The following is an 18836-nucleotide window of genomic DNA, read 5'->3' on the forward strand; positions in this document are numbered from 1 at the left end:
TTTTCGACACGTGCGCGGCCCTGTTGGTCGCCACGGTGTGGTGTGTTTCGCGGCCGACGCCGCGCCTCGATGATTTTTGGAGACGTTCATGAGCGACAAGACCCCCCAGCAGATCTTTGCCGAAGAGTGCGCGATGCAGATCGCCGAGCAAGGGCAGAGCCAGACGCTCAAGCAGCTGGCGCGCGATTTCTACGACGAGTCGGCCAAGCACAAGTACACCTACCACTTCTCCTGGATGGGGCGACCGATCATCCAGTTGCCGCAAGACATGATCGCCATGCAGGAGCTGGTCTGGCGCATCCAGCCTGACCTGATCATCGAGTGCGGCGTCGCCCATGGCGGCTCGATCGTCTACTACGCCTCGCTGTTGCAGCTGCTGGGGCATGGAGAGGTGCTGGGCATCGACGTGGACATCCGCGCGCACAACCGCCACGCCATCGAAAGCCATCCCATGGCCCATCGCATCACCCTGTTCGAAGGCTCGAGCATCGACCTCGACATGGTCGAGCGGGTCCGCGCCCATGCCCAGGGCAAGCGGGTCATGGTCGTGCTCGACTCCAACCACACCCACGCCCATGTGCTTGAGGAGCTGCGTCATTACGCGCCGCTGGTGTCGGTGGACGGCTACTGCGTGGTCATGGACACGGTGGTCGAGGACATGCCGGCCGATGCCTTCCCCGATCGTCCCTGGGGCCCTGGCGACAACCCGAAGACCGCGGTCTGGGCCTTCCTCGAGGAAAACGACGATTTCCAGATCGACCAGTCGGTGCAGGACAAGCTGCTGTTGACCGTCGCCTCGGACGGCTACCTGCGTCGCGTTCGCTGACCTTTCCTTACCCGTCGCGCAGGAGCGTACCGTGCCTCTTTCTTCTTCCCGATTCGCAGACGACGCGCTACGCAACCGTCTCACCGTCGTGCTCATCACCCACAACCGGCCGGCGTTCCTGCGGCGCACCTTGCATTACTACCGCGATTACCCGGCCTCGCTGATGGTGCTGGACTCGTCCAGCCAGGTCGACGCAACGCTGCAGGCCGATTTTCCGCACGTCGAATACCTGCACCTGCCGCAGTTCACCTACACCGGGTTGCAGGACAAGCTGGCCTATGGCGTCGAGCGGATCAGGACGCCGTTCATGACTTTCGCTGCCGACGACGACTTCCTGCTGTTCGACGGCATGACCCAGTCGGTGGCGTTCCTGCAGGCACATCCCGATTACGGGGTGTGCCACGGCTACGGCATGATGTACGTCGGGCGCGGCACCGAGGTGCAGTACTTCCGCCGTGACAAGCGGGTCCAGGAAGACTACGGCAGCGACGACCCGGCGCGGCGCCTGGTCGAGTTCATGGGGCAGTTCCTGCCACCGTTCTATGCGGTCACCCGTACCGACCTGATCCAGCAGTGGTACCGCCTGTTGCCGGCCGGGACCAGTTTCGAATGGCAGGAGATCGGCCATACCTTCTACCTGCTGACCAACGCCAAGGCCCGCGTGCTGCCGATTCCCTATGCCGTGCGCGAGGCCAACGTGGGCGGTTCGGAGCACAACACCAACGTGCTGACCGTGCTGACCTACCAAAGCGAAGCCGCGTGTCGCGAGCGCGAGCAGTTCGCCGAATTCCTGGCCGGCCTGCCGACCGGCCTGGCGCCGCTGACGCTCGAGCAGGCCAAGCAGGTCGTCCTGGAGGCCTTCCAGGCCATGGCTGACGGCCTGCTCACGGGGCGTGCCTTGCAAGGCTGCATGATCGTGCGCTCGCACTGGCTGCTGCCGACGCCGGAGCCGACCCGCGCCTTCGGTGAACAGCAGTTCCTCGAGATGCCGTACTACACCAAGCCGATGTTCGACCTGCTTGCCGAGTTCGAGCACCTCATCCACAGCCTGCCCTGTGGCCGTCTGCAACTGCGCGAGCTGGAGCCGATCCTGGTGCGTCAGCGGCAGCTGATGCAGGTGCAGGCCAACGACGACGAGCGCACGCTGTGTGCGCGGCTGTGGCAGGCGCTGACCCTGAGCCCGTTCAACCGTCAGGTGGTCGAACGCCTGCTGGCCTCGCTCGAGACGGCAGAAGACGCAGAGGCCGTCCCGTTGCGTGCCTGGCTGGCCCGGCTCGAGGCGGTACCGAGCTACGACAGCCAGGCGCTGCTCGACGCACTGCCGTCGGGCCGGCTGCTGAACTGGCTGGAGCGCCGAGTGCCGTCGCCGGCCGCGCTCGAGCGACTGCGCCAGCGGCTGGCCGAGGCGGACGGTGGGCCGTCCTTCGGCATCGTGCTGCTCGACCTGAAGAACGACCCCGAAGGTCTGCAAGCCACCTTCGACAGCCTGATGAACGGGCTGTGCCGGCGCTTCAAGGTCGTGGTGCTGACGGCCGGTGAGCCACCGGCCCAGACCCATTCGGGGCAGACCGTGCACTTCGTGCCGGTCGACGCTCGGCAGCCGGTCGCTCGCCTCAACCAGGCCGTGGCCCAGCTGGACACCGACTGGGTCGTGATGGCCGATGCAGGCGATCGCTTCACCGCCAGTGGCCTGCTGCGCGCCAGCCTCGAGTTGCTGGGGGCGGAGGGCGTGCGTGCCGTGGCCATGGACGAGGTGCACGTGCAGGCCGACGGTCGCCTGACGGACGTGCTGCGCCCTGGTGTCAACCTGGACCTGCTGCAGGGCGTCCCAGGGCTGATGGCCCGGCATTGGCTGTTGCGTCGGGACCTGCTGCTGACCATGGGCGGGTTCGATGCGCGCTGGCCGCAGGCCCTGGAGTTCGACCTGCTGCTGCGCCTGATCGAGGCGCAGGGGCTGGCAGGGCTGGCGCACCTGGCCGAACCGTTGCTGACCTGCGCGGCACCGACCGAGGAGGACGAAGGCCAGACGCGCAGCGTGCTGGCCCATGCGTTGAGCCAGCGTGGCTACGATGCCGACGTCTCCTCGGCAGCGCCGGGCGTTCATCGCATCGACTACCGGCACACCCAGCGTCCCCAGGTTTCGATCCTGCTGCACTGCCATGACAATGCGGTCGACGTGCAGCGGGCCTTGCTCGCCGTGGTCCAGCGCACGCGTTATCAGCACCATGAGATCCTCATCGCCGACAATGCCAGCCAGTCGACGGCGCTGCGCGAGTGGCTCGACGCCTTGCAGGCGGCCGGCAGCCGCGTGCGCGTGGTGCGCAGCGAGCAGCCGGTGCCGTCGGGTGCGCTGCTCGAGCGCGCGCGTCAGCAGGCGCGAGGCGAGTACCTGGTCGTGCTGTCGGAGTCGGTCGAGGTACTCAATGCCAACTGGCTCGAAGGGCTGCTCAACCAGGCCCTGCGTCCAGAAGTGGGCGCGGTCGGCGGGCTGCTGCTGGATGCGCACGACAAGGTACGCGAGGCGGGCCTGGCCCTGCCTGAGCCGTCGTCGCTGCAGGCCGCCTTCGTCGGCGCGTCGCGCAAGGAATCTGGCTACCTGCGGCGCCTGAGCGTCGAGCATGACGTGTTCGCCGTGTCCGGGTGCCTGATGGTGCGCGCCGAGGCCGTGCAGGCCGTGGGCGGGTTCGACACGCAGCTGGCGTCGGTGCGTGCCGTGCAGGTCGAACTCTGTCCACGCCTCGCGGCGGCCGGGCTGCTGGTGGTCTGGACGCCGCAGGTCCAGGCGATCGACCATGGCGACGCCACGGGCGGGCTGTCCTCGCCCTGGGCCGAGGTGCACCCGGCCTCGATCCCGCATGACCCGTTCCACAATGCCAACCACGGCACCGGCCCGACGCTGTTCACGGTCGACCCACTGGCCGAGGTCGACTGGCAGGCCCTGGGCGGCTGAGCGCCCGCCGGTGCCGCCCTGCTTTCGAGTCGAAGGCAGGGCGGCATCCCCCCTTCGGTGACGTCCTTGCAGGGCACGTCACAAAAAAAGCGCGTGACTCGAGAGTCATATCGCGCATCTCCCCTGTATATTACCCGACCACGAATCGTTGCCTCGTCTTCCGGCGCGCCTGGCAGGTGTCGATGTCCCTCGACAGACCTGGGGCCTGGCCGTTGTGAAGTCGCCGCATGTGTTGCGCTGTCACTGAATTGGGAAGCCATATGATTGGCCTGAAAAGCATCGCCAGCTACGTACCGCTCGAGGGTGTGGACAACTACGCCCAAGGTGCGAAATTCGGCAAAGACCAGGATTTCATCTTCGGCAAGATCGGCTCGACCTTTCTGCCGCGCAAGGACGAGCACCAGGAAACCTCCGACCTGGGTGTCGCAGCCGCCCGCAACCTGTTCGCCGCCAACCCGGCGCTCGACCCTGCCTCGATCGAGGTGGTGATCGTCGTCACCCAGAACGGCGATGCCGAAGGCTTGCCCCACACCGCAGCGATCGTCCAGCACAAGCTGGGCCTGTCCACCGCCGTCGCGGCGTTCGACGTCTCCCTCGGCTGCTCGGGCTACGTGTACGGCCTGTACGCCATGAAGGGCTTCATGGAGGCCACGGGCCTGAAGAACGGCCTGCTGATCACCGCCGACCCGTACTCGAAGATCGTCGACCCTGAGGATCGCAACACCACCATGCTGTTCGGCGATGCCGCCACCGCCACCTGGATGGGCGAGGATGCCCCCTGGCAGCTGGGCAAGTCGCTGTTCGGCAGCGACGGGGCAGGGGCCGAGCACCTGCGCACCACCGACGGCACGTTCTTCATGAACGGCCGCCAGGTCTACAACTTCGCCCTGGTCAAGGTGCCGGCGCATCTTCACCAGTTGCTCGAGGCCAGTGGCCTGAGCGCCGACCAGGTCGACCTGTACTGCCTGCACCAGGGCAGCGCGGCCATCGTCGATGCGGTGTCGTCGCGGTTCGACGACGGCGCGCACAAGCACAAGTTCGTCAAGGACATGCTCGAGACGGGCAACACGGTGTCGTCCAGCATCCCCCTGCTGCTGGAAAAGCACGTGCTCGGCTCTGGCCTGCAGCGCGTCGCGCTCAGCGGTTTCGGCGTGGGCCTGTCGTGGGGCTCGGCGATTCTCGAACGCCAACGCTGACGGGTCGTACGCGTTGCCAACGCCGCTCCTGCCGAGCGGCGTTTTGCGTCAGGCCTTCCAGCACGTGGCCTGGAAGGCGCAGCACGGCAAGTCATTGATTTCTCGACAGTGGCAGCCTGGCAGCAAATTTTTTGCAAATTTTCCTAAAGCAACCCGCCCTGACGACGATAACTACTACGAAGGTTCTCTGTGCCACGCCCGGCGATTTGCCAAGGCCGGAAGCCGTAGTACCCATACCACGAGGAATTCGTCATGGCTTTGACTGTCAACACCAACACCACTTCTCTGGGCGTTCAGAAAAACCTGAACCGGGCTGCCGATGCGCTGAGCACTTCGATGACCCGTCTGTCCTCCGGCCTGAAGATCAACAGCGCCAAAGACGACGCTGCCGGCCTGCAGATCGCTACCCGCATGACCTCGCAGATCCGTGGTCAGACCATGGCGATCAAGAACGCCAACGACGGCATCTCCATCGCCCAGACCGCTGAAGGCGCGATGCAGGAACAGACCAACATCCTGCAGCGTATGCGTGAACTGGCCGTCCAGTCGCGAAACGACACCAACAGCACCAAGGACCGTGAAGCGCTGAACAAAGAATTCGCGCAAATGTCCGACGAGCTGACCCGTATCGCCAACTCGACTCAGCTCAACGGCAAGAACCTGCTCGACGGTACCGCTGGCAAGATGACCTTCCAGGTCGGTTCCAACTCGGGTGCCAACAACCAGATCAGCATTTCGCTGGACAGCGGCTTCACCGCTGGCGCGCTCAGCGTCGACTCGGCTACCGTCGCCATCACCGGTACCGACAGCGCTACTGCTGAAGCCAGCATGAACAAGGCATTGTCGGCCATCGACGCTGCTCTGCAGACCATCAACACCACGCGTGCCGACCTGGGTGCTTCGCAGAACCGCCTGACCAGCACCGTGAACAACCTGCAGAACATCAACGAAAACGCCGAGGCCGCTCGTGGTCGCGTGCAGGACACCGACTTCGCCGCTGAAACCGCTCAGCTGACCAAGCAGCAGACCCTGCAACAGGCGTCCACGTCGGTTCTGGCCCAGGCCAACCAGCTGCCATCCTCGGTTCTGAAGCTGCTTCAGTAATCGGTGAAGGCCATCGGCGGGGGAGTGTCGTAAGACGCTTCCCCGTCTTTTCGTTTCGAGGTGAATGTCATGGACATCAACGTCAGGTTCAGCCAGCCCTATCAGGCACCCCGCGCAGACGACACGGCCGCCGAACGGCCCATCGCGACGCCTGGTTCCCCGCCAGCTGACCCAGGTCGTACGGACATCACCCCCGAGCCTGGGTCGGTGGACGAAGCCGACCAGCTCAAGAGCGCTGTATCCGATATCGAAAAATTCCTGAACGCCAGCCGACGCAATCTCCAGTTCTCGACCGACGAGGAATCTGGCAGGCTGGTGGTCAAGGTCATCGCCAGCGACACCGGGGAATTGATTCGCCAGCTGCCTTCCGAAGAGGCGTTGCGCATCGCCCGTGCCCTGGACGATACCGCGAGCATCCTGTTCAGTGCCAAGGTCTGATCCATCGACCCCTGCCGGTTTTTCCGTTCAGGGCAGGGGCGGGACACCCGGATCAGGCATAGCGATCAACAGAGAGAGACAATGACATGGCTTCTACCATCGTATCCAGCACCGGCCTGGGTTCCGGCTTGGAGATTGGCACCATCGTCACGTCGCTGGTCAAGGCAGACACGGCGGCCAAGCAAGGCCAGATCACTCGGCAGACCAGCAACAACAGCGCGATGCTGTCGGGCATCGGCGCGTTGCGCAGCGCACTGACCACCTTCCAGTCGTCGCTGGACAAGCTCAGCAGCACCACCGCGCCCTCGTTCAACGCCTTTGCCGCCAGTTCGTCCAACGAAAGCGTGCTCAAGGTCAGTTCGAGCAACACGGCGGTCGCCGGCAGCTACAGCGTCCAGGTCGACAACCTGGCGACCAGTTCCAAGATCGCCAGCCAGGTGTTCACCGGGGGGGCAACCAGCAGCGTGGAAGCGGGCAAGCTGACCCTCACCCAGAACGGCAAAAGCTACTCGATCGACGTCGCCGACGGCGCCACCCTGCAGAGCGTGCGCGACCAGCTCAACAAGGAGCTCGGGCCCCAGGGCTTCTCGGCCAACATCATCAATGCCGGGGATGGCGCTCGGCTGGTGCTGGGCTCCAACGTCACCGGTGCGGGTTCGGACGTATCGGTCAGCGGCATCGCCTCGCTGGCGATCGACGGCACCCAGCAGATGAGCGGCAACGGCGCCGGTTTCATCACCGGGCTTGCCAAGGATGCCTCACTGAGCATCGACGGGCTGAAGGTGACCAGTGGCATCAATACCATTACCGACGCCATCAGCGGGCTGACCCTGGACCTGGCCTCGGCGCCGGTGCCGGCGACGGCCGTCACGGTGACGGTGGCGCCCAACAATGATGGCCTGAAGACCTCGGTGCAGGCGTTCGTCGATGCCTTCAACACCTTGCAGAAGGGCATCTCGTCCCTGACCAGCACGTCCACGGACGCCGATGGCAAGACGGTCCTCGGCTCGCTGACCAACGACCCGACCACGCGCTCGTTGCTGGCCGACATCCGTGGCGTGCTGGCGACAGCCGGCGCGGGCGATCAGTTGTCCACCCTGAGTCAGCTCGGTGTGGCCACGCAAAAGGACGGCACGCTGGCCTTCAACACGACCACCTTCACCACGGCGATGAACGACAAGAAGCTCGGCACCAGCGTCGAGGCGTTCTTCACCGGCGAGAAGGGCCTGTTCAGCCGGCTCAAGAGCTCGATCACCCCCTACAACGCCACCGACGGCAGCCTGGCCACCCGCAAGAGCAGCCTGGACAAGGTCGCCAAGGGCCTGACCGAGCAGCAGGCGGCGCTGGACCGCCGGACCGAGTCGCTGACCGAATCGCTCACCAAGCGCTACGTGGCGCTCGACGCCGCACTGGGCAAGATGAAGGCCCAGGCGGCGCAGATCACCTCGATCTTCGACGCGATCAACGCCCAGGCCAAGAATTCCTGATCGGCGTTCGAGCCCACCGACCCGCGGTCGCTTCCAGAGCCCCGCGGGTTTTTTTGGCCTAAAGTTTCTCGGCCTGGCGACGATAACCCAGTACATGCAATCCATTCGCTGCAATGAGGCAGACCATGAACCCAATGCTGGCCATGCGCCAATACCAGAAAGTCAACAGCGTCGCGCAAACCTCCGAAGCCAGCCCGCACCGCCTGGTGCAGATGCTGATGCAAGGGGGCTTGGACCGCATGGCTCAGGTCAAGGGCGCCATGGCGCGCAACGATGTGGCGCAGCGTGGCGTGCTGATCGGTAAGGCCATCGACATCATCGGTGGCCTGCGCGAAGGGCTGGACCTGGAGAATCACGGTGCGCAACTGGCCGACCTGGACAGCCTCTACAGCTACATGAGCCGACGCCTGATCGAGGCCAACGTGAGCAACGACCCGGCCATCATCGATGAAGTGGCGCGTCTGCTGATCACCGTCAAAGAAGGCTGGGACGCGATCGGCGACCAGGCCGGCACGGATTTCTAGGAGGCACCCCGATGAATGCAGTCCTCGAACGCATCGACCAGACCCGTCAGGCCCTGCTCGCTGCACTGTCCACGCGCGACTGGAACGCCATCGGCGAGCTGGACCTGGAGTGCCGGGTCTGCGTCGACGATGTGCTGGCCGAATCGGCGGTCAACCAGCAGGCGGTGAAGGGACGGCTCGAGGAATTGCTGGGCGTTTACCGCCAGTTAATCGATATTGCAAGTGACGAGCGTCAAAGTGTGATGGCAGAAATGACTGAAATCCGACAGGCACAGACGGCGACGAAGGTATACCATCTGTTCAGCTGACACTGGATGATGCAAAACACGTGCGCCAACAAATTGACTGCTCGTGGTTTTTTGACTTAACTAGTAGCTGTTTTCGTAGATGACGTCGTGAACGCTGAGCATTCAGTCGTAATGGTGTCGAGCCTGCCCCCGGGCGCCGATATGACTAGGGAAGTTGCTATTGCATGTGGCGTGAATCAAAAATTCTCCTGATCGACGACGACAGCGAGCGCCGCCGCGACTTGGCGGTGGTCCTGAATTTCCTGGGCGAAGAGAATCTGCCTTGCTCTAGCCAGGACTGGTCTCAATCGGTCGACGCGCTGGCGTCGAACCGGGAGGTGCTCTGTGTGCTCATCGGCACCGTCGAGGCACCTGCGACGGTACTTGGGCTGCTTAAGACCGTGCTGGCCTGGGATGAGTTCCTTCCGATTTTGCTGATTGGCGATATTTCTGTTGCCGACTTCCCCGAAGAGCTGCGCCGTCGGGTGCTGTCCAGCCTGGAAATGCCCCCCAGCTACAGCCAGCTCCTGGATTCGCTGCACCGCGCTCAGGTCTATCGCGAGATGTACGACCAGGCCCGCGAACGTGGCCGCCAGCGCGAGACCAACCTGTTCCGCAGCCTGGTCGGCACCAGCCGTGCGATCCAGCATGTCCGGCAGATGATGCAGCAGGTGGCCGATACCGACGCCAGCGTGCTGATCCTGGGCGAATCGGGCACCGGCAAGGAGGTGGTCGCGCGCAACCTGCATTACCACTCCAAGCGCCGCGAAGCGCCGTTCGTGCCGGTCAACTGCGGGGCGATTCCGGCCGAGCTGCTCGAGAGCGAGCTGTTCGGGCACGAGAAGGGCGCGTTCACCGGCGCCATCACCAGCCGGGCCGGGCGCTTCGAACTGGCCAACGGCGGCACGCTGTTCCTCGACGAGATCGGCGACATGCCGCTGCCCATGCAGGTCAAGCTGCTGCGTGTGCTGCAGGAGCGTACGTTCGAGCGGGTGGGCAGCAACAAGACCCAGAGCATCGATGTGCGCATCATCGCGGCGACCCACAAGAACCTCGAGCAGATGATCGAGATCGGGTCCTTCCGGGAAGACCTGTATTACCGGCTCAACGTGTTCCCCATCGAGATGGCGCCACTGCGTGAGCGGGTCGAGGACATTCCGCTGCTGATGAACGAATTGATCTCGCGCATGGAGCATGAGAAGCGCGGTTCGATCCGTTTCAACTCGGCCTCCATCATGTCCCTGTGCCGCCATGGCTGGCCGGGCAACGTGCGCGAGCTGGCCAACCTGGTCGAGCGCATGGCGATCATGCACCCGTACGGCGTGATCGGGGTGTCCGAGCTGCCGAAGAAGTTCCGCTACATCGAGGACGAGGACGAGCAGATGGTCGACAGCCTGCGCTCGGAGCTCGAAGAGCGCGTCGCGATCAACGGCCAAGCCACCAGTTTCTCGGGCCATGCGATGCTGCCGCCCGAAGGCCTGGACCTCAAGGACTACCTGGGCAACCTCGAGCAGGGGTTGATCCAGCAGGCGCTGGACGACGCCAATGGCATCGTGGCCCGCGCCGCCGAACGCTTGCGCATCCGTCGCACCACGTTGGTGGAAAAGATGCGCAAGTACGGCATGAGCCGGCGTGAAGGGGAAGACGCGGCGGACGAGTGAGCGGTGTGCGGCGCTCGTCCAGAGTCATGGGCGCGCGCCACTGACGTTTCATGGGGCTGCCTTGCAGCCCATCGCGGGCAAGCCCGCTCCCACAGTACCGCGATCGCCTGTACCACTGCGGTGTAACTACGGGTGCGGGAGCAGCCCCCGTGCCGCGACTGGGTCCCACAAGACACTCTTGCAAAAGGGTGAGCGATTGCTGCATCACTGCGGCGTGGCTCATACGGGTGTGGGAGCGGGCTTGCCCGCGATGGCGGCTTCGAACTCGCTGCGTGCCCCCAGGCTGTTTTGTTCCCACCCGGCACGGTGATTGCTTCCTCCTCTCGTACCGTACCGTTTTTGACGGTCAGCCCTACGAGACAGCACGATGCCCCACGCCGCCTCATCTGCCCCGCCTTCGGCTCATCCCGCTTCGGCGCTGCCTGGCCCGCGTAGCCGTTCGCTTCGAGAACAGGCCGTCTCTCGTGTCGATCAGGTGGCCGACCAGCTCACCGATTCCTACGGCATGCTCGAAGCCCGAGTCAACGCGCTCAAGGGCGAATTGGCCGCTGTCAGCGAGCAGCGCCTGGCGGAGCTGGACGACAAGGCGCGCCTGGCCGACCGTCTGCGGCACCTGCTCGACCTGCTGCCCGGTGGCGTGGTCGTCATCGATGCCCAGGGGCGGGTGTGCGAGGCCAACCCGGCCGCCAGCGACCTGTTGGGCGAGCCGCTGCGCGGCGAGCTGTGGCGTCAGGTCATCGCCCGTTGTTTCGCACCGCGCGAGGACGATGGACACGAAGTGTCGCTGCGCGACGGGCGCCGCCTGTCCATCGCCACCCGCTCGCTGGACGCCGAGCCGGGCCAGTTGGTGCTGCTCACCGACCTGACGCAAACCCGGCACCTGCAAGACCAGCTGGCGCGGCACGAACGCCTGTCCTCCCTGGGCCGCATGATGGCGTCCCTGGCCCATCAGATCCGTACCCCCCTGTCGGCGGCCATGCTGTACGCCGGCCACCTGGCCGATGCCGAGGCCAACCTGCCCGCCGCGACCCGTCAACGCTTCGCCGACACCCTCAAGGCCCGCCTGCACGAGCTGGAACACCAGGTGCGCGACATGCTGGTCTTCGCCCGAGGCGAATTGCCCCTGACCGACCGGCTCACGCCCAAGGCGCTGTTCCAGGCCTTGCAGCAGGCCGCGCAGAGCCATGTCCAGGGCCATGCCGTGCGCTGGCAGTGCGACGCGCGCCTGGGCGAGCTGTTGTGCAACCGCGACACCCTGGTCGGTGCCGTGCTCAACGTGCTGGACAATGCCCTGCAGGCCAGCGAGGCACCGGCTCGCCTCAAGGTGCACCTCTACCGACGCGGCACCACCTTGCGCCTGGCCATCAGCGATGCCGGCCCCGGTATCGCGCCGCCCCTGCTGGCCCGCCTGGGTGAACCGTTCCTGACCACCAAGGCCACCGGCACGGGGCTGGGGGTGGCCGTGACGAAGGCGGTGGTGCGCGCGCACCAGGGGCGCGTACGGTGGCGCTCGCGCCTGGGGCGGGGTACCTGCGTCGACCTCGAGCTGCCCTTGATCGAGGCGCACCCCTGCGTGCCGGCGCGCCCATGACCAAGGTCCTGCTGGTGGAAGACGACCCCGCGCTGCGTCAGGCCTTGGCCGACACCCTGGAGGTCGGCGGCTTCGCGCACCGGGCCGTGGACTGTGCCGAGGCGGCCCTGGCGGCCGTGGCGCAGGACGCCTATGCCTTGGTGATCAGCGACGTCAACATGCCCGGCATGGATGGCCATCGGTTGCTGGCGCACCTGCGTCACGCCCAGCCCCAGCTGCCCGTGCTGCTGATGACCGCCCATGCCACCGTCGAGCGCGCCGTCGAGGCCATGCGCCAGGGCGCGGTGGACTATCTGGTCAAACCGTTCGAGCCGCAGGCGCTGCTGGCGCTGGTCGAGCGGCATGGCCAGGGCCGCCTGCTGCCCGACGACGAGGGGCCGGTGGCATGCGACCCGGCCAGTCGCCACCTGCTCGACCTCGCCGCCCGGGTCGCGCGCAGCGACTCGACGGTGCTGATCGCCGGCGAATCAGGGACCGGCAAGGAAGTGCTGGCGCGCTACATCCATGGCCGTTCGGCCCGTGCCGAGCAGCCTTTCGTAGCCATCAACTGCGCGGCGATCCCCGACAACATGCTCGAGGCCACGTTGTTCGGCCATGAAAAGGGCGCCTTCACCGGCGCCATCGCGGCCCAACCCGGCAAGTTCGAGCAGGCCCAGGGCGGCACCTTGCTGCTCGACGAGATCTCCGAGATGCCCCTGGCCTTGCAGGCCAAGCTGCTGCGCGTCCTGCAGGAGCGCGAGGTGGAGCGGGTCGGCGGGCGCAAGCCGATCGCGCTCGATATCCGCGTGCTGGCCACCACCAACCGCGACCTGGCGGCCGAGGTGGCGGCAGGGCGATTCCGTGAGGACCTCTACTACCGGCTGTCGGTCTTCCCGCTGCGCCTGCTGCCGCTTCGCGCACGCAGCGCCGACATTCTGCCGCTGGCCGAGCGCTTGCTGGCGCGCCACGTCGGCAAGATGCGGCACACGCCCGTGCGCTTCTCCGAGGCGGCCCGGCACGGATTGCTGACGTATGGCTGGCCGGGCAACGTGCGCGAGCTGGACAACGCGTTGCAGCGCGCGCTGATCCTGCAGCAGGGGGGCGTGATCGAAGTGGCGGATTTCTGTCTGGAGGGCAGCGTGCCGCCGCCTGCCGCGCCTGACGCGGCGCAAGGCGCTGGCGTGCCTGCAGGGCTGGAGCACGACCTGCGCCGCCATGAATTCCAGATGATCCTCGATGCCTTGCGTGCCGAGCGCGGCCGGCGCAAGGAAGCCGCCGATCGGCTCGGTATCAGCGCCCGCACCCTGCGCTACAAGCTGGCGCAGATGCGCGATGCCGGGTTGGACCTGGACGCCGAACCCGACCTTTGAGCGCCCTGTCACGTCGCTGAAACAGGTACTGGCATCCTTGTTGCTAGATCGTGCCTATCCGCCGCAGGAGTGTCAAAAAAATGCGGCCGCCGCAGAGAGAAGTCCATGAGCCAAGGTGTTGAATTCAATCGTTTGATGTTGGACATGCGCGCCATGCAGGCCGATGCCATGTCGCTGTCCCGGACGACGGTCACGGCCGCCCCTGAGGCCGGTTCGATGAACTTCGCCGACATGCTCGGTCAGGCCATCGGCAAGGTGAACGAGACCCAGCAGGCGTCCTCGCAGCTGGCCAACGCCTTCGAGATCGGCAAGAGCGGCGTGGACCTGACCGACGTGATGATCGCCTCGCAAAAGGCCAGCGTGTCGTTTCAGGCACTGACCCAGGTACGCAACAAGGTCGTCCAGGCGTATCAGGACATCATGCAGATGCCGGTTTGAGGGCAAGCTAAGACATGGCCGACGCACTCGACACTCCACCCGCTACCAGCGGCGCTCCCGCCCCACGCAAGCCTGGCTTGCCGGGCCTGGCGTTCCTGGAGAACATTTCGCGCATGCCGGTGCTGCGCCAGATGGGCCTGCTGGTCGGCCTGGCTGCGAGCGTGGCCATCGGCTTCGCCGTGGTGCTCTGGTCGCAGCAGCCGGACTACCGGCCGCTGTACGGCAGCCTGGCGGGCATGGACACCAAGCAGGTCATGGACACCCTGGCCTCCGCCGACATTCCCTACACCGTGGAACCGAACTCCGGTGCCTTGCTGGTCAAGGCCGACGACCTGTCGCGTGCACGCCTGAAGCTCGCTGCCGCAGGCGTTGCGCCGAACGACGGCAACGTCGGGTTCGAGATGCTCGACAAGGAGCAGGGCCTGGGTACCAGCCAGTTCATGGAGGCGGCCCGTTACCGTCGCAGCCTGGAAGGCGAACTGGCGCGGACCATTTCCAGCCTGAACAACGTCAAGGCCGCCCGCGTGCACCTGGCGATCCCGAAAAGCTCGGTGTTCGTGCGCGACGAGCGCAAGCCCAGCGCCTCGGTGCTGATCGAGATGTACGCCGGACGCTCGCTCGAGGCCGGCCAAGTCATGGCCATCGTCAACCTGGTGGCGACCAGCGTGCCGGAGCTGGACAAGTCGCAGGTCACCGTGGTCGACCAGAAGGGTAACCTGTTGTCCGATCAGTTGCAGGACACCGCCCTGAGCGCGGCCGGCAAGCAGTTCGACTACAGCCGGCGCATCGAAGGCTTGCTGACCCAGCGCGTGCAAAGCATCCTGCAACCGGTGCTGGGCAACGATCGCTACAAGGCCGAGGTGTCGGCCGACGTCGACTTCAACGCGGTCGAGTCCACCTCCGAACAGTTCAACCCCGACCAGCCGGCCTTGCGCAGCGAGCAGGCGGTCAACGAACAGCGCTCCAGCAGTTCGGGTTCGTCGGGCGTGCCCGGTGCGCTGAGCAACCAGCCACCGGCAGCGGCCGCCGCACCGCAGGTCGCCACCGGCGGCGCCGCTGCCGCCGGTGCGATCCAGCCCGGCCAGCCCCTGCTCGACGCCAACGGCCAGCAGATCATGGACCCGGCCACCGGCCAGCCCATGCTGGCGCCGTACCCGAGCGACAAGCGTGAACAGACCACGCGCAACTTCGAGCTCGACCGTTCGATCAGCCACACCCGCCAGCAGCAAGGGCGCCTGACCCGCCTGTCGGTGGCCGTGGTGGTGGACGATCAGCTCAAGCTCGACGCGGCGACCGGCCAGACCTCGCGCGCGCCCTGGAGCGCCGAAGACCTGGCGCGCTTCACTCGCCTGGTGCAGGACGCGGTGGGCTTCGACGCCAGCCGGGGTGACAGCGTCAGCGTGATCAACGTGCCATTCTCCGCCGACCGCGGCGAAGTCATCGCCGAAGTGCCGTTCTACTCGCAGCCCTGGTTCTGGGATATCGTCAAGCAGGTGCTCGGCGTGCTGTTCATCCTGGTGCTGGTGTTCGGCGTGCTGCGCCCGGTGCTGAAGAACATTTCCGGTGGCGGCCGTCCGGCCGAGGCGCTGGGCAGCGACATGGAGATGGGCGGCATGATCGGTGCCGATGGCGAACTGGCCAACGACCGTGTGAGCCTCAGCGGGCCGCAAAGCATTCTGCTGCCTAGCCCGACAGAGGGTTACGAGGCGCAGTTGAACGCAATCAAAGGCCTGGTGGCCGAAGACCCGGGCCGTGTCGCCCAGGTCGTCAAAGAGTGGATCAACGACGATGAGTGACAATCGAGCCGCTACCGCCAAACTGACCAAGGTCGACAAGGCTGCCATCCTGCTGCTGTCGCTCGGCGAGGCCGACGCGGCCCAGGTCCTGCGGCACATGGGGCCCAAGGAAGTGCAGCGCGTCGGCGTGGCCATGGCGCAGATGGGCACCGTCAACCGCGAGCAGGTGCAACAGGTGATGGGCGAGTTCGTCGACATCGTCGGCGACCAGACCAGCCTGGGCGTCGGCTCGGATGGCTACATCCGCAAGATGCTCAACCAGGCCCTGGGCGAGGACAAGGCCAATGGCCTGATCGACCGCATCCTGCTGGGCGGCAACACCAGCGGCCTGGACAGCCTCAAGTGGATGGAACCCCGTGCGGTGGCCGACGTGATCCGCTACGAGCACCCGCAGATCCAGGCCATCGTCGTCGCCTACCTCGACCCCGACCAGGCCGGCGAGGTGCTGAGCAACTTCGACCACAAGGTGCGCCTGGACATCATCCTGCGCGTTTCGTCGCTCAACACCGTGCAGCCGGCCGCGCTCAAGGAGCTGAACCAGATCCTCGAGAAGCAGTTCTCCGGCAACTCCAACGCCGCACGCACCACCCTGGGCGGCATCAAGCGCGCCGCCGACATCATGAACTTCCTCGACAGCTCCGTCGAAGGCCAGCTGATGGACTCGATCCGCGAGGTCGACAGCGACCTGTCCGAGCAGATCGAAGACTTGATGTTCGTCTTCAACAACCTCGGCGACGTCGAGGACCGCGGCATCCAGGCGCTGCTGCGCGAGGTGTCCTCGGACGTGCTGGTGGTGGCGCTCAAGGGGGCCGACGACAAGTTCAAGGACAAGGTCTTCAAGAACATGTCCAAGCGTGCCTCCGAGCTGCTGCGCGACGACCTGGAGGCCAAGGGGCCGGTGCGGGTCAGCGATGTCGAGGCGGCGCAGAAGGAAATCCTCACCGTCGCCCGGCGCATGGCCGAGGCCGGCGAGATCGTGCTGGGTGGCAAAGGCGCCGAAGAAATGATCTGATGGGCCTGGCCGGGTGTCCAACGTGTGATGCCCGGCCCTTCAGTCACGGTTTCGAGTACCCCAGCGCATGTCCAGCAACGACCCCTCCAGCGACCTGATCCGCGCCCGCGACCTGCGGGGCGTGGACGTCTGGGCGCTGCCCAGCTTCGATCCGCCGCCTGAACCGGCGCCTGAGCCCGAACCCCAGGCGGTGGAAGACGAAGTCGAGGAAGTGCCGCTCGAGGACGTCCAGCCGCTGACCCTCGAGGAACTCGAGAGCATCCGGCAGGAGGCCTGGAACGAGGGCTTCGCCACGGGTGAGCGCGAGGGCTTCCACAGCACCCAGCTCAAGGTGCGCCAGGAGGCCGAGGTGGCCTTGGCGGCCAGGCTGGACAGCCTCGAGCGTGTCATGCAGCAGCTGCTCGAACCGATCGCCGAGCAGGACGCGCAGATCGAGCGCGGCCTGGTGCACGTGGTCAGCCACGTCACCCGCCAGGTGATCGGGCGCGAGCTGCGCCTGGATTCCGCGCAGATCACCCAGGTGTTGCGCGAGGCCCTCAAGCTGCTGCCGATGGGCGCCGAGAACATCCGCATCCACCTCAATCCGCAGGATTTCGACGCGGCCAAGGCGCTGCGCGAGCGGCACGAAGAAACCTGGCGGCTGCTCGAGGACGACACGCTGTTGCCCGGCGGGTGCCGGATCGAGACGGCGCACAGTCGCATCGACGCCAGCATGGAGACACGCATTGAGCAGGCCGTGGGCCAGTTGTTCGTGCAGATGCACGATCAGGTCCTGCACCCGGCCAGCCCTGACCTGACCATCGACACGGACACCTTTGATGCCGGTTGAACGCACCAGTTTCGCCAAGCGCCTGTCCGGCTACCTCGGCGCCATCGACCTGCCGACCCGGCCCGTGGTGGAAGGGCGCCTGCTGCGCATGGTCGGCCTCACCCTGGAAGCCGAAGGGCTGCGTGCGGCGGTGGGCAGCCGCTGCGTGGTGATCAACGACGACAGTTACCAGGCGGTGCAGGTCGAGGCCGAGGTCATGGGCTTTTCCGGCAGCAAGGTGTACCTCATGCCGGTCGGCAGCGTCGCCGGCATCGCGCCGGGCGCGCGGGTGGTGCCGTTGGCCGACAGCGGTCGCCTGCCCATGGGCATGAGCATGCTCGGGCGAGTGCTCGACGGCGTCGGGCGCCCCCTCGACGGGCGTGGCGGCATGAAGGCCGAGGACTGGGTGCCGATCGACGGCCCGGTGATCAACCCGCTCAACCGCGACCCGATCAGCCAGCCGCTGGACGTCGGCATCCGCAGCATCAATGGTCTGCTGACCGTGGGTCGTGGCCAGCGCCTGGGTCTGTTCGCCGGTACCGGGGTGGGCAAGTCGGTGCTGCTGGGCATGATGACCCGCTTCACCGAGGCCGAAATCATCGTGGTCGGGCTGATTGGCGAGCGGGGGCGCGAGGTCAAGGAATTCATCGAGCACATCCTCGGCAGCGAAGGCCTGAAGCGCTCGGTGGTGGTGGCATCGCCCGCCGACGATGCGCCGCTCATGCGACTGCGTGCGGCCATGTACTGCACGCGCATCGCCGAGTACTTCCGCGACAAGGGCAAGAACGTGCTGCTGCTGATGGATTCGCTGACCCGCTTCGCCCAGGCCCAGCGCGAGATCGCCCTGGCCATCGGCGAGCCGCCGGCCACCCGCGGGTATCCACCCTCGGTGTTTGCCAAGCTGCCCAAGCTGGTGGAGCGTGCCGGCAATGGCGAGGCGGGCGGTGGCTCGATCACCGCGTTCTACACGGTGCTCTCCGAAGGCGATGACCAGCAGGACCCGATCGCCGACTCGGCGCGTGGCGTGCTCGACGGCCACTTCGTGCTGTCCCGACGCCTGGCCGAAGAGGGCCATTACCCGGCGATCGACATCGAAGCGTCGATCAGCCGGGTCATGCCCCAGGTGGTCAGCCCCGAACACCTGCGCGAGGCGCAGAAGTTCAAGCAGCTCTGGTCGAAACTGTCCCAGGCCCGCGACCTGATCAGCGTCGGTGCCTATGTGGCCGGCGGCGATGCCGAGACCGACCAGGCGATCGCCTTGCAGCCACGGCTGGTCGGCTACCTGCGCCAGGCGCTGAACGAGAACGTCAGCCTCGACCAGAGCCGTGGCCAGCTGGGCAGCCTGTTCGCTGCGCCTCCCGGTAACTGA

The 18836-nt window shown here is 66.0% G+C and carries 16 protein-coding genes; all 16 read left to right on the top strand.

Annotated features, from left to right (window positions below; all coding sequences use genetic code 11):
• Window positions 1–88 precede the first annotated feature (88 nt).
• The 16 genes from G7Z99_RS02100 (at window position 89) to fliI (ending at window position 18836) form a co-directional block, all read left to right on the top strand.
• A complete protein-coding gene (locus G7Z99_RS02100; RefSeq protein WP_181091591.1) occupies window positions 89–826 on the top strand; it encodes a cephalosporin hydroxylase family protein in 738 nt (245 codons plus the stop codon).
• A gap of 31 nt (window positions 827–857) precedes the next feature.
• The gene (locus tag G7Z99_RS19980) at window positions 858–3776 is read left to right on the top strand and encodes a TIGR00180 family glycosyltransferase (protein ID WP_181091593.1); all 2919 of its coding nucleotides are present in this window, start codon (window positions 858–860) and stop codon (window positions 3774–3776) included.
• Window positions 3777–4036: 260 nt separating this feature from the next.
• Entirely contained in the window at window positions 4037–4972 is a 936-nt protein-coding gene (locus G7Z99_RS02110) for a ketoacyl-ACP synthase III (RefSeq protein WP_181091595.1), read from the top strand.
• Between the two features lie 252 nt (window positions 4973–5224).
• On the top strand, window positions 5225–6076 hold the full coding sequence (locus tag G7Z99_RS02115; protein WP_060394408.1) for a flagellin domain-containing protein: 852 nt from the start codon (window positions 5225–5227) through the stop codon (window positions 6074–6076).
• Between the two features lie 69 nt (window positions 6077–6145).
• Window positions 6146–6514, top strand: coding sequence for a flagellar protein FlaG (locus tag G7Z99_RS02120; RefSeq protein WP_181091597.1), 369 nt, complete (start codon window positions 6146–6148; stop codon window positions 6512–6514).
• Between the two features lie 86 nt (window positions 6515–6600).
• Window positions 6601–8001 carry a flagellar filament capping protein FliD gene (gene fliD, locus G7Z99_RS02125; protein WP_181091598.1) on the top strand — a complete coding sequence of 467 codons (1401 nt, stop codon included), beginning with the start codon at window positions 6601–6603 and terminating at the stop codon, window positions 7999–8001.
• A 125-nt stretch (window positions 8002–8126) separates the two neighbouring features.
• On the top strand, window positions 8127–8525 hold the full coding sequence (fliS, locus tag G7Z99_RS02130) for a flagellar export chaperone FliS (RefSeq protein WP_181091600.1): 399 nt from the start codon (window positions 8127–8129) through the stop codon (window positions 8523–8525).
• Between the two features lie 11 nt (window positions 8526–8536).
• Window positions 8537–8833: a flagellar protein FliT gene (locus tag G7Z99_RS02135; protein ID WP_181091602.1), complete on the top strand. Its 297-nt coding sequence runs from the start codon at window positions 8537–8539 to the stop codon at window positions 8831–8833.
• Between the two features lie 164 nt (window positions 8834–8997).
• The gene (locus G7Z99_RS02140; protein ID WP_181091604.1) at window positions 8998–10473 is read left to right on the top strand and encodes a sigma-54 dependent transcriptional regulator; all 1476 of its coding nucleotides are present in this window, start codon (window positions 8998–9000) and stop codon (window positions 10471–10473) included.
• A gap of 367 nt (window positions 10474–10840) precedes the next feature.
• Window positions 10841–12064, top strand: a complete 1224-nt coding sequence (locus tag G7Z99_RS02145) for a sensor histidine kinase (RefSeq protein ID WP_181091606.1) — start codon at window positions 10841–10843, stop codon at window positions 12062–12064.
• Window positions 12061–13413, top strand: a complete 1353-nt coding sequence (locus G7Z99_RS02150) for a sigma-54-dependent transcriptional regulator (RefSeq protein ID WP_181091608.1) — start codon at window positions 12061–12063, stop codon at window positions 13411–13413. Before G7Z99_RS02145 ends, G7Z99_RS02150 begins: the two co-directional genes overlap by 4 nt.
• Window positions 13414–13518: 105 nt before the next feature.
• Window positions 13519–13851, top strand: coding sequence for a flagellar hook-basal body complex protein FliE (gene fliE / locus G7Z99_RS02155; RefSeq protein ID WP_144938648.1), 333 nt, complete (start codon window positions 13519–13521; stop codon window positions 13849–13851).
• A gap of 14 nt (window positions 13852–13865) precedes the next feature.
• On the top strand, window positions 13866–15647 hold the full coding sequence (gene fliF, locus G7Z99_RS02160; RefSeq protein WP_181091610.1) for a flagellar basal-body MS-ring/collar protein FliF: 1782 nt from the start codon (window positions 13866–13868) through the stop codon (window positions 15645–15647).
• Window positions 15640–16659, top strand: a complete 1020-nt coding sequence (gene fliG / locus G7Z99_RS02165) for a flagellar motor switch protein FliG (RefSeq protein ID WP_181091612.1) — start codon at window positions 15640–15642, stop codon at window positions 16657–16659. The genes fliF and fliG overlap by 8 nt, the downstream gene beginning before the upstream one ends.
• 67 nt (window positions 16660–16726) lie before the next feature.
• Complete coding sequence (gene fliH / locus G7Z99_RS02170; protein WP_181091614.1) at window positions 16727–17488, top strand: flagellar assembly protein FliH; 762 nt, start codon at window positions 16727–16729, stop codon at window positions 17486–17488.
• Window positions 17478–18836, top strand: a complete 1359-nt coding sequence (gene fliI / locus G7Z99_RS02175) for a flagellar protein export ATPase FliI (RefSeq protein WP_181091616.1) — start codon at window positions 17478–17480, stop codon at window positions 18834–18836. Before fliH ends, fliI begins: the two co-directional genes overlap by 11 nt.

The organism is Pseudomonas entomophila (genome assembly GCF_013523165.1).
Taxonomy (GTDB): Bacteria; Pseudomonadota; Gammaproteobacteria; order Pseudomonadales; family Pseudomonadaceae; genus Aquipseudomonas; species Aquipseudomonas entomophila_A.

Bases quoted from the DNA above. Each gene is read 5' to 3' on its own strand.
- fliH (WP_181091614.1), top strand. From the start codon at position 16,727: ATGTCCAGCAACGACCCCTCCAGCGACCTGATCCGCGCCCGCGACCTG.
- fliS (WP_181091600.1), top strand. From the start codon at position 8,127: ATGAACCCAATGCTGGCCATGCGCCAATACCAGAAAGTCAACAGCGTC.
- G7Z99_RS02115 (WP_060394408.1), top strand. From the start codon at position 5,225: ATGGCTTTGACTGTCAACACCAACACCACTTCTCTGGGCGTTCAGAAA.
- G7Z99_RS02140 (WP_181091604.1), top strand. From the start codon at position 8,998: ATGTGGCGTGAATCAAAAATTCTCCTGATCGACGACGACAGCGAGCGC.
- G7Z99_RS02110 (WP_181091595.1), top strand. From the start codon at position 4,037: ATGATTGGCCTGAAAAGCATCGCCAGCTACGTACCGCTCGAGGGTGTG.
- fliE (WP_144938648.1), top strand. From the start codon at position 13,519: ATGAGCCAAGGTGTTGAATTCAATCGTTTGATGTTGGACATGCGCGCC.
- G7Z99_RS02145 (WP_181091606.1), top strand. From the start codon at position 10,841: ATGCCCCACGCCGCCTCATCTGCCCCGCCTTCGGCTCATCCCGCTTCG.
- fliD (WP_181091598.1), top strand. From the start codon at position 6,601: ATGGCTTCTACCATCGTATCCAGCACCGGCCTGGGTTCCGGCTTGGAG.
- fliF (WP_181091610.1), top strand. From the start codon at position 13,866: ATGGCCGACGCACTCGACACTCCACCCGCTACCAGCGGCGCTCCCGCC.
- G7Z99_RS02135 (WP_181091602.1), top strand. From the start codon at position 8,537: ATGAATGCAGTCCTCGAACGCATCGACCAGACCCGTCAGGCCCTGCTC.
- fliG (WP_181091612.1), top strand. From the start codon at position 15,640: ATGAGTGACAATCGAGCCGCTACCGCCAAACTGACCAAGGTCGACAAG.
- G7Z99_RS02100 (WP_181091591.1), top strand. From the start codon at position 89: ATGAGCGACAAGACCCCCCAGCAGATCTTTGCCGAAGAGTGCGCGATG.
- fliI (WP_181091616.1), top strand. From the start codon at position 17,478: ATGCCGGTTGAACGCACCAGTTTCGCCAAGCGCCTGTCCGGCTACCTC.
- G7Z99_RS02120 (WP_181091597.1), top strand. From the start codon at position 6,146: ATGGACATCAACGTCAGGTTCAGCCAGCCCTATCAGGCACCCCGCGCA.
- G7Z99_RS02150 (WP_181091608.1), top strand. From the start codon at position 12,061: ATGACCAAGGTCCTGCTGGTGGAAGACGACCCCGCGCTGCGTCAGGCC.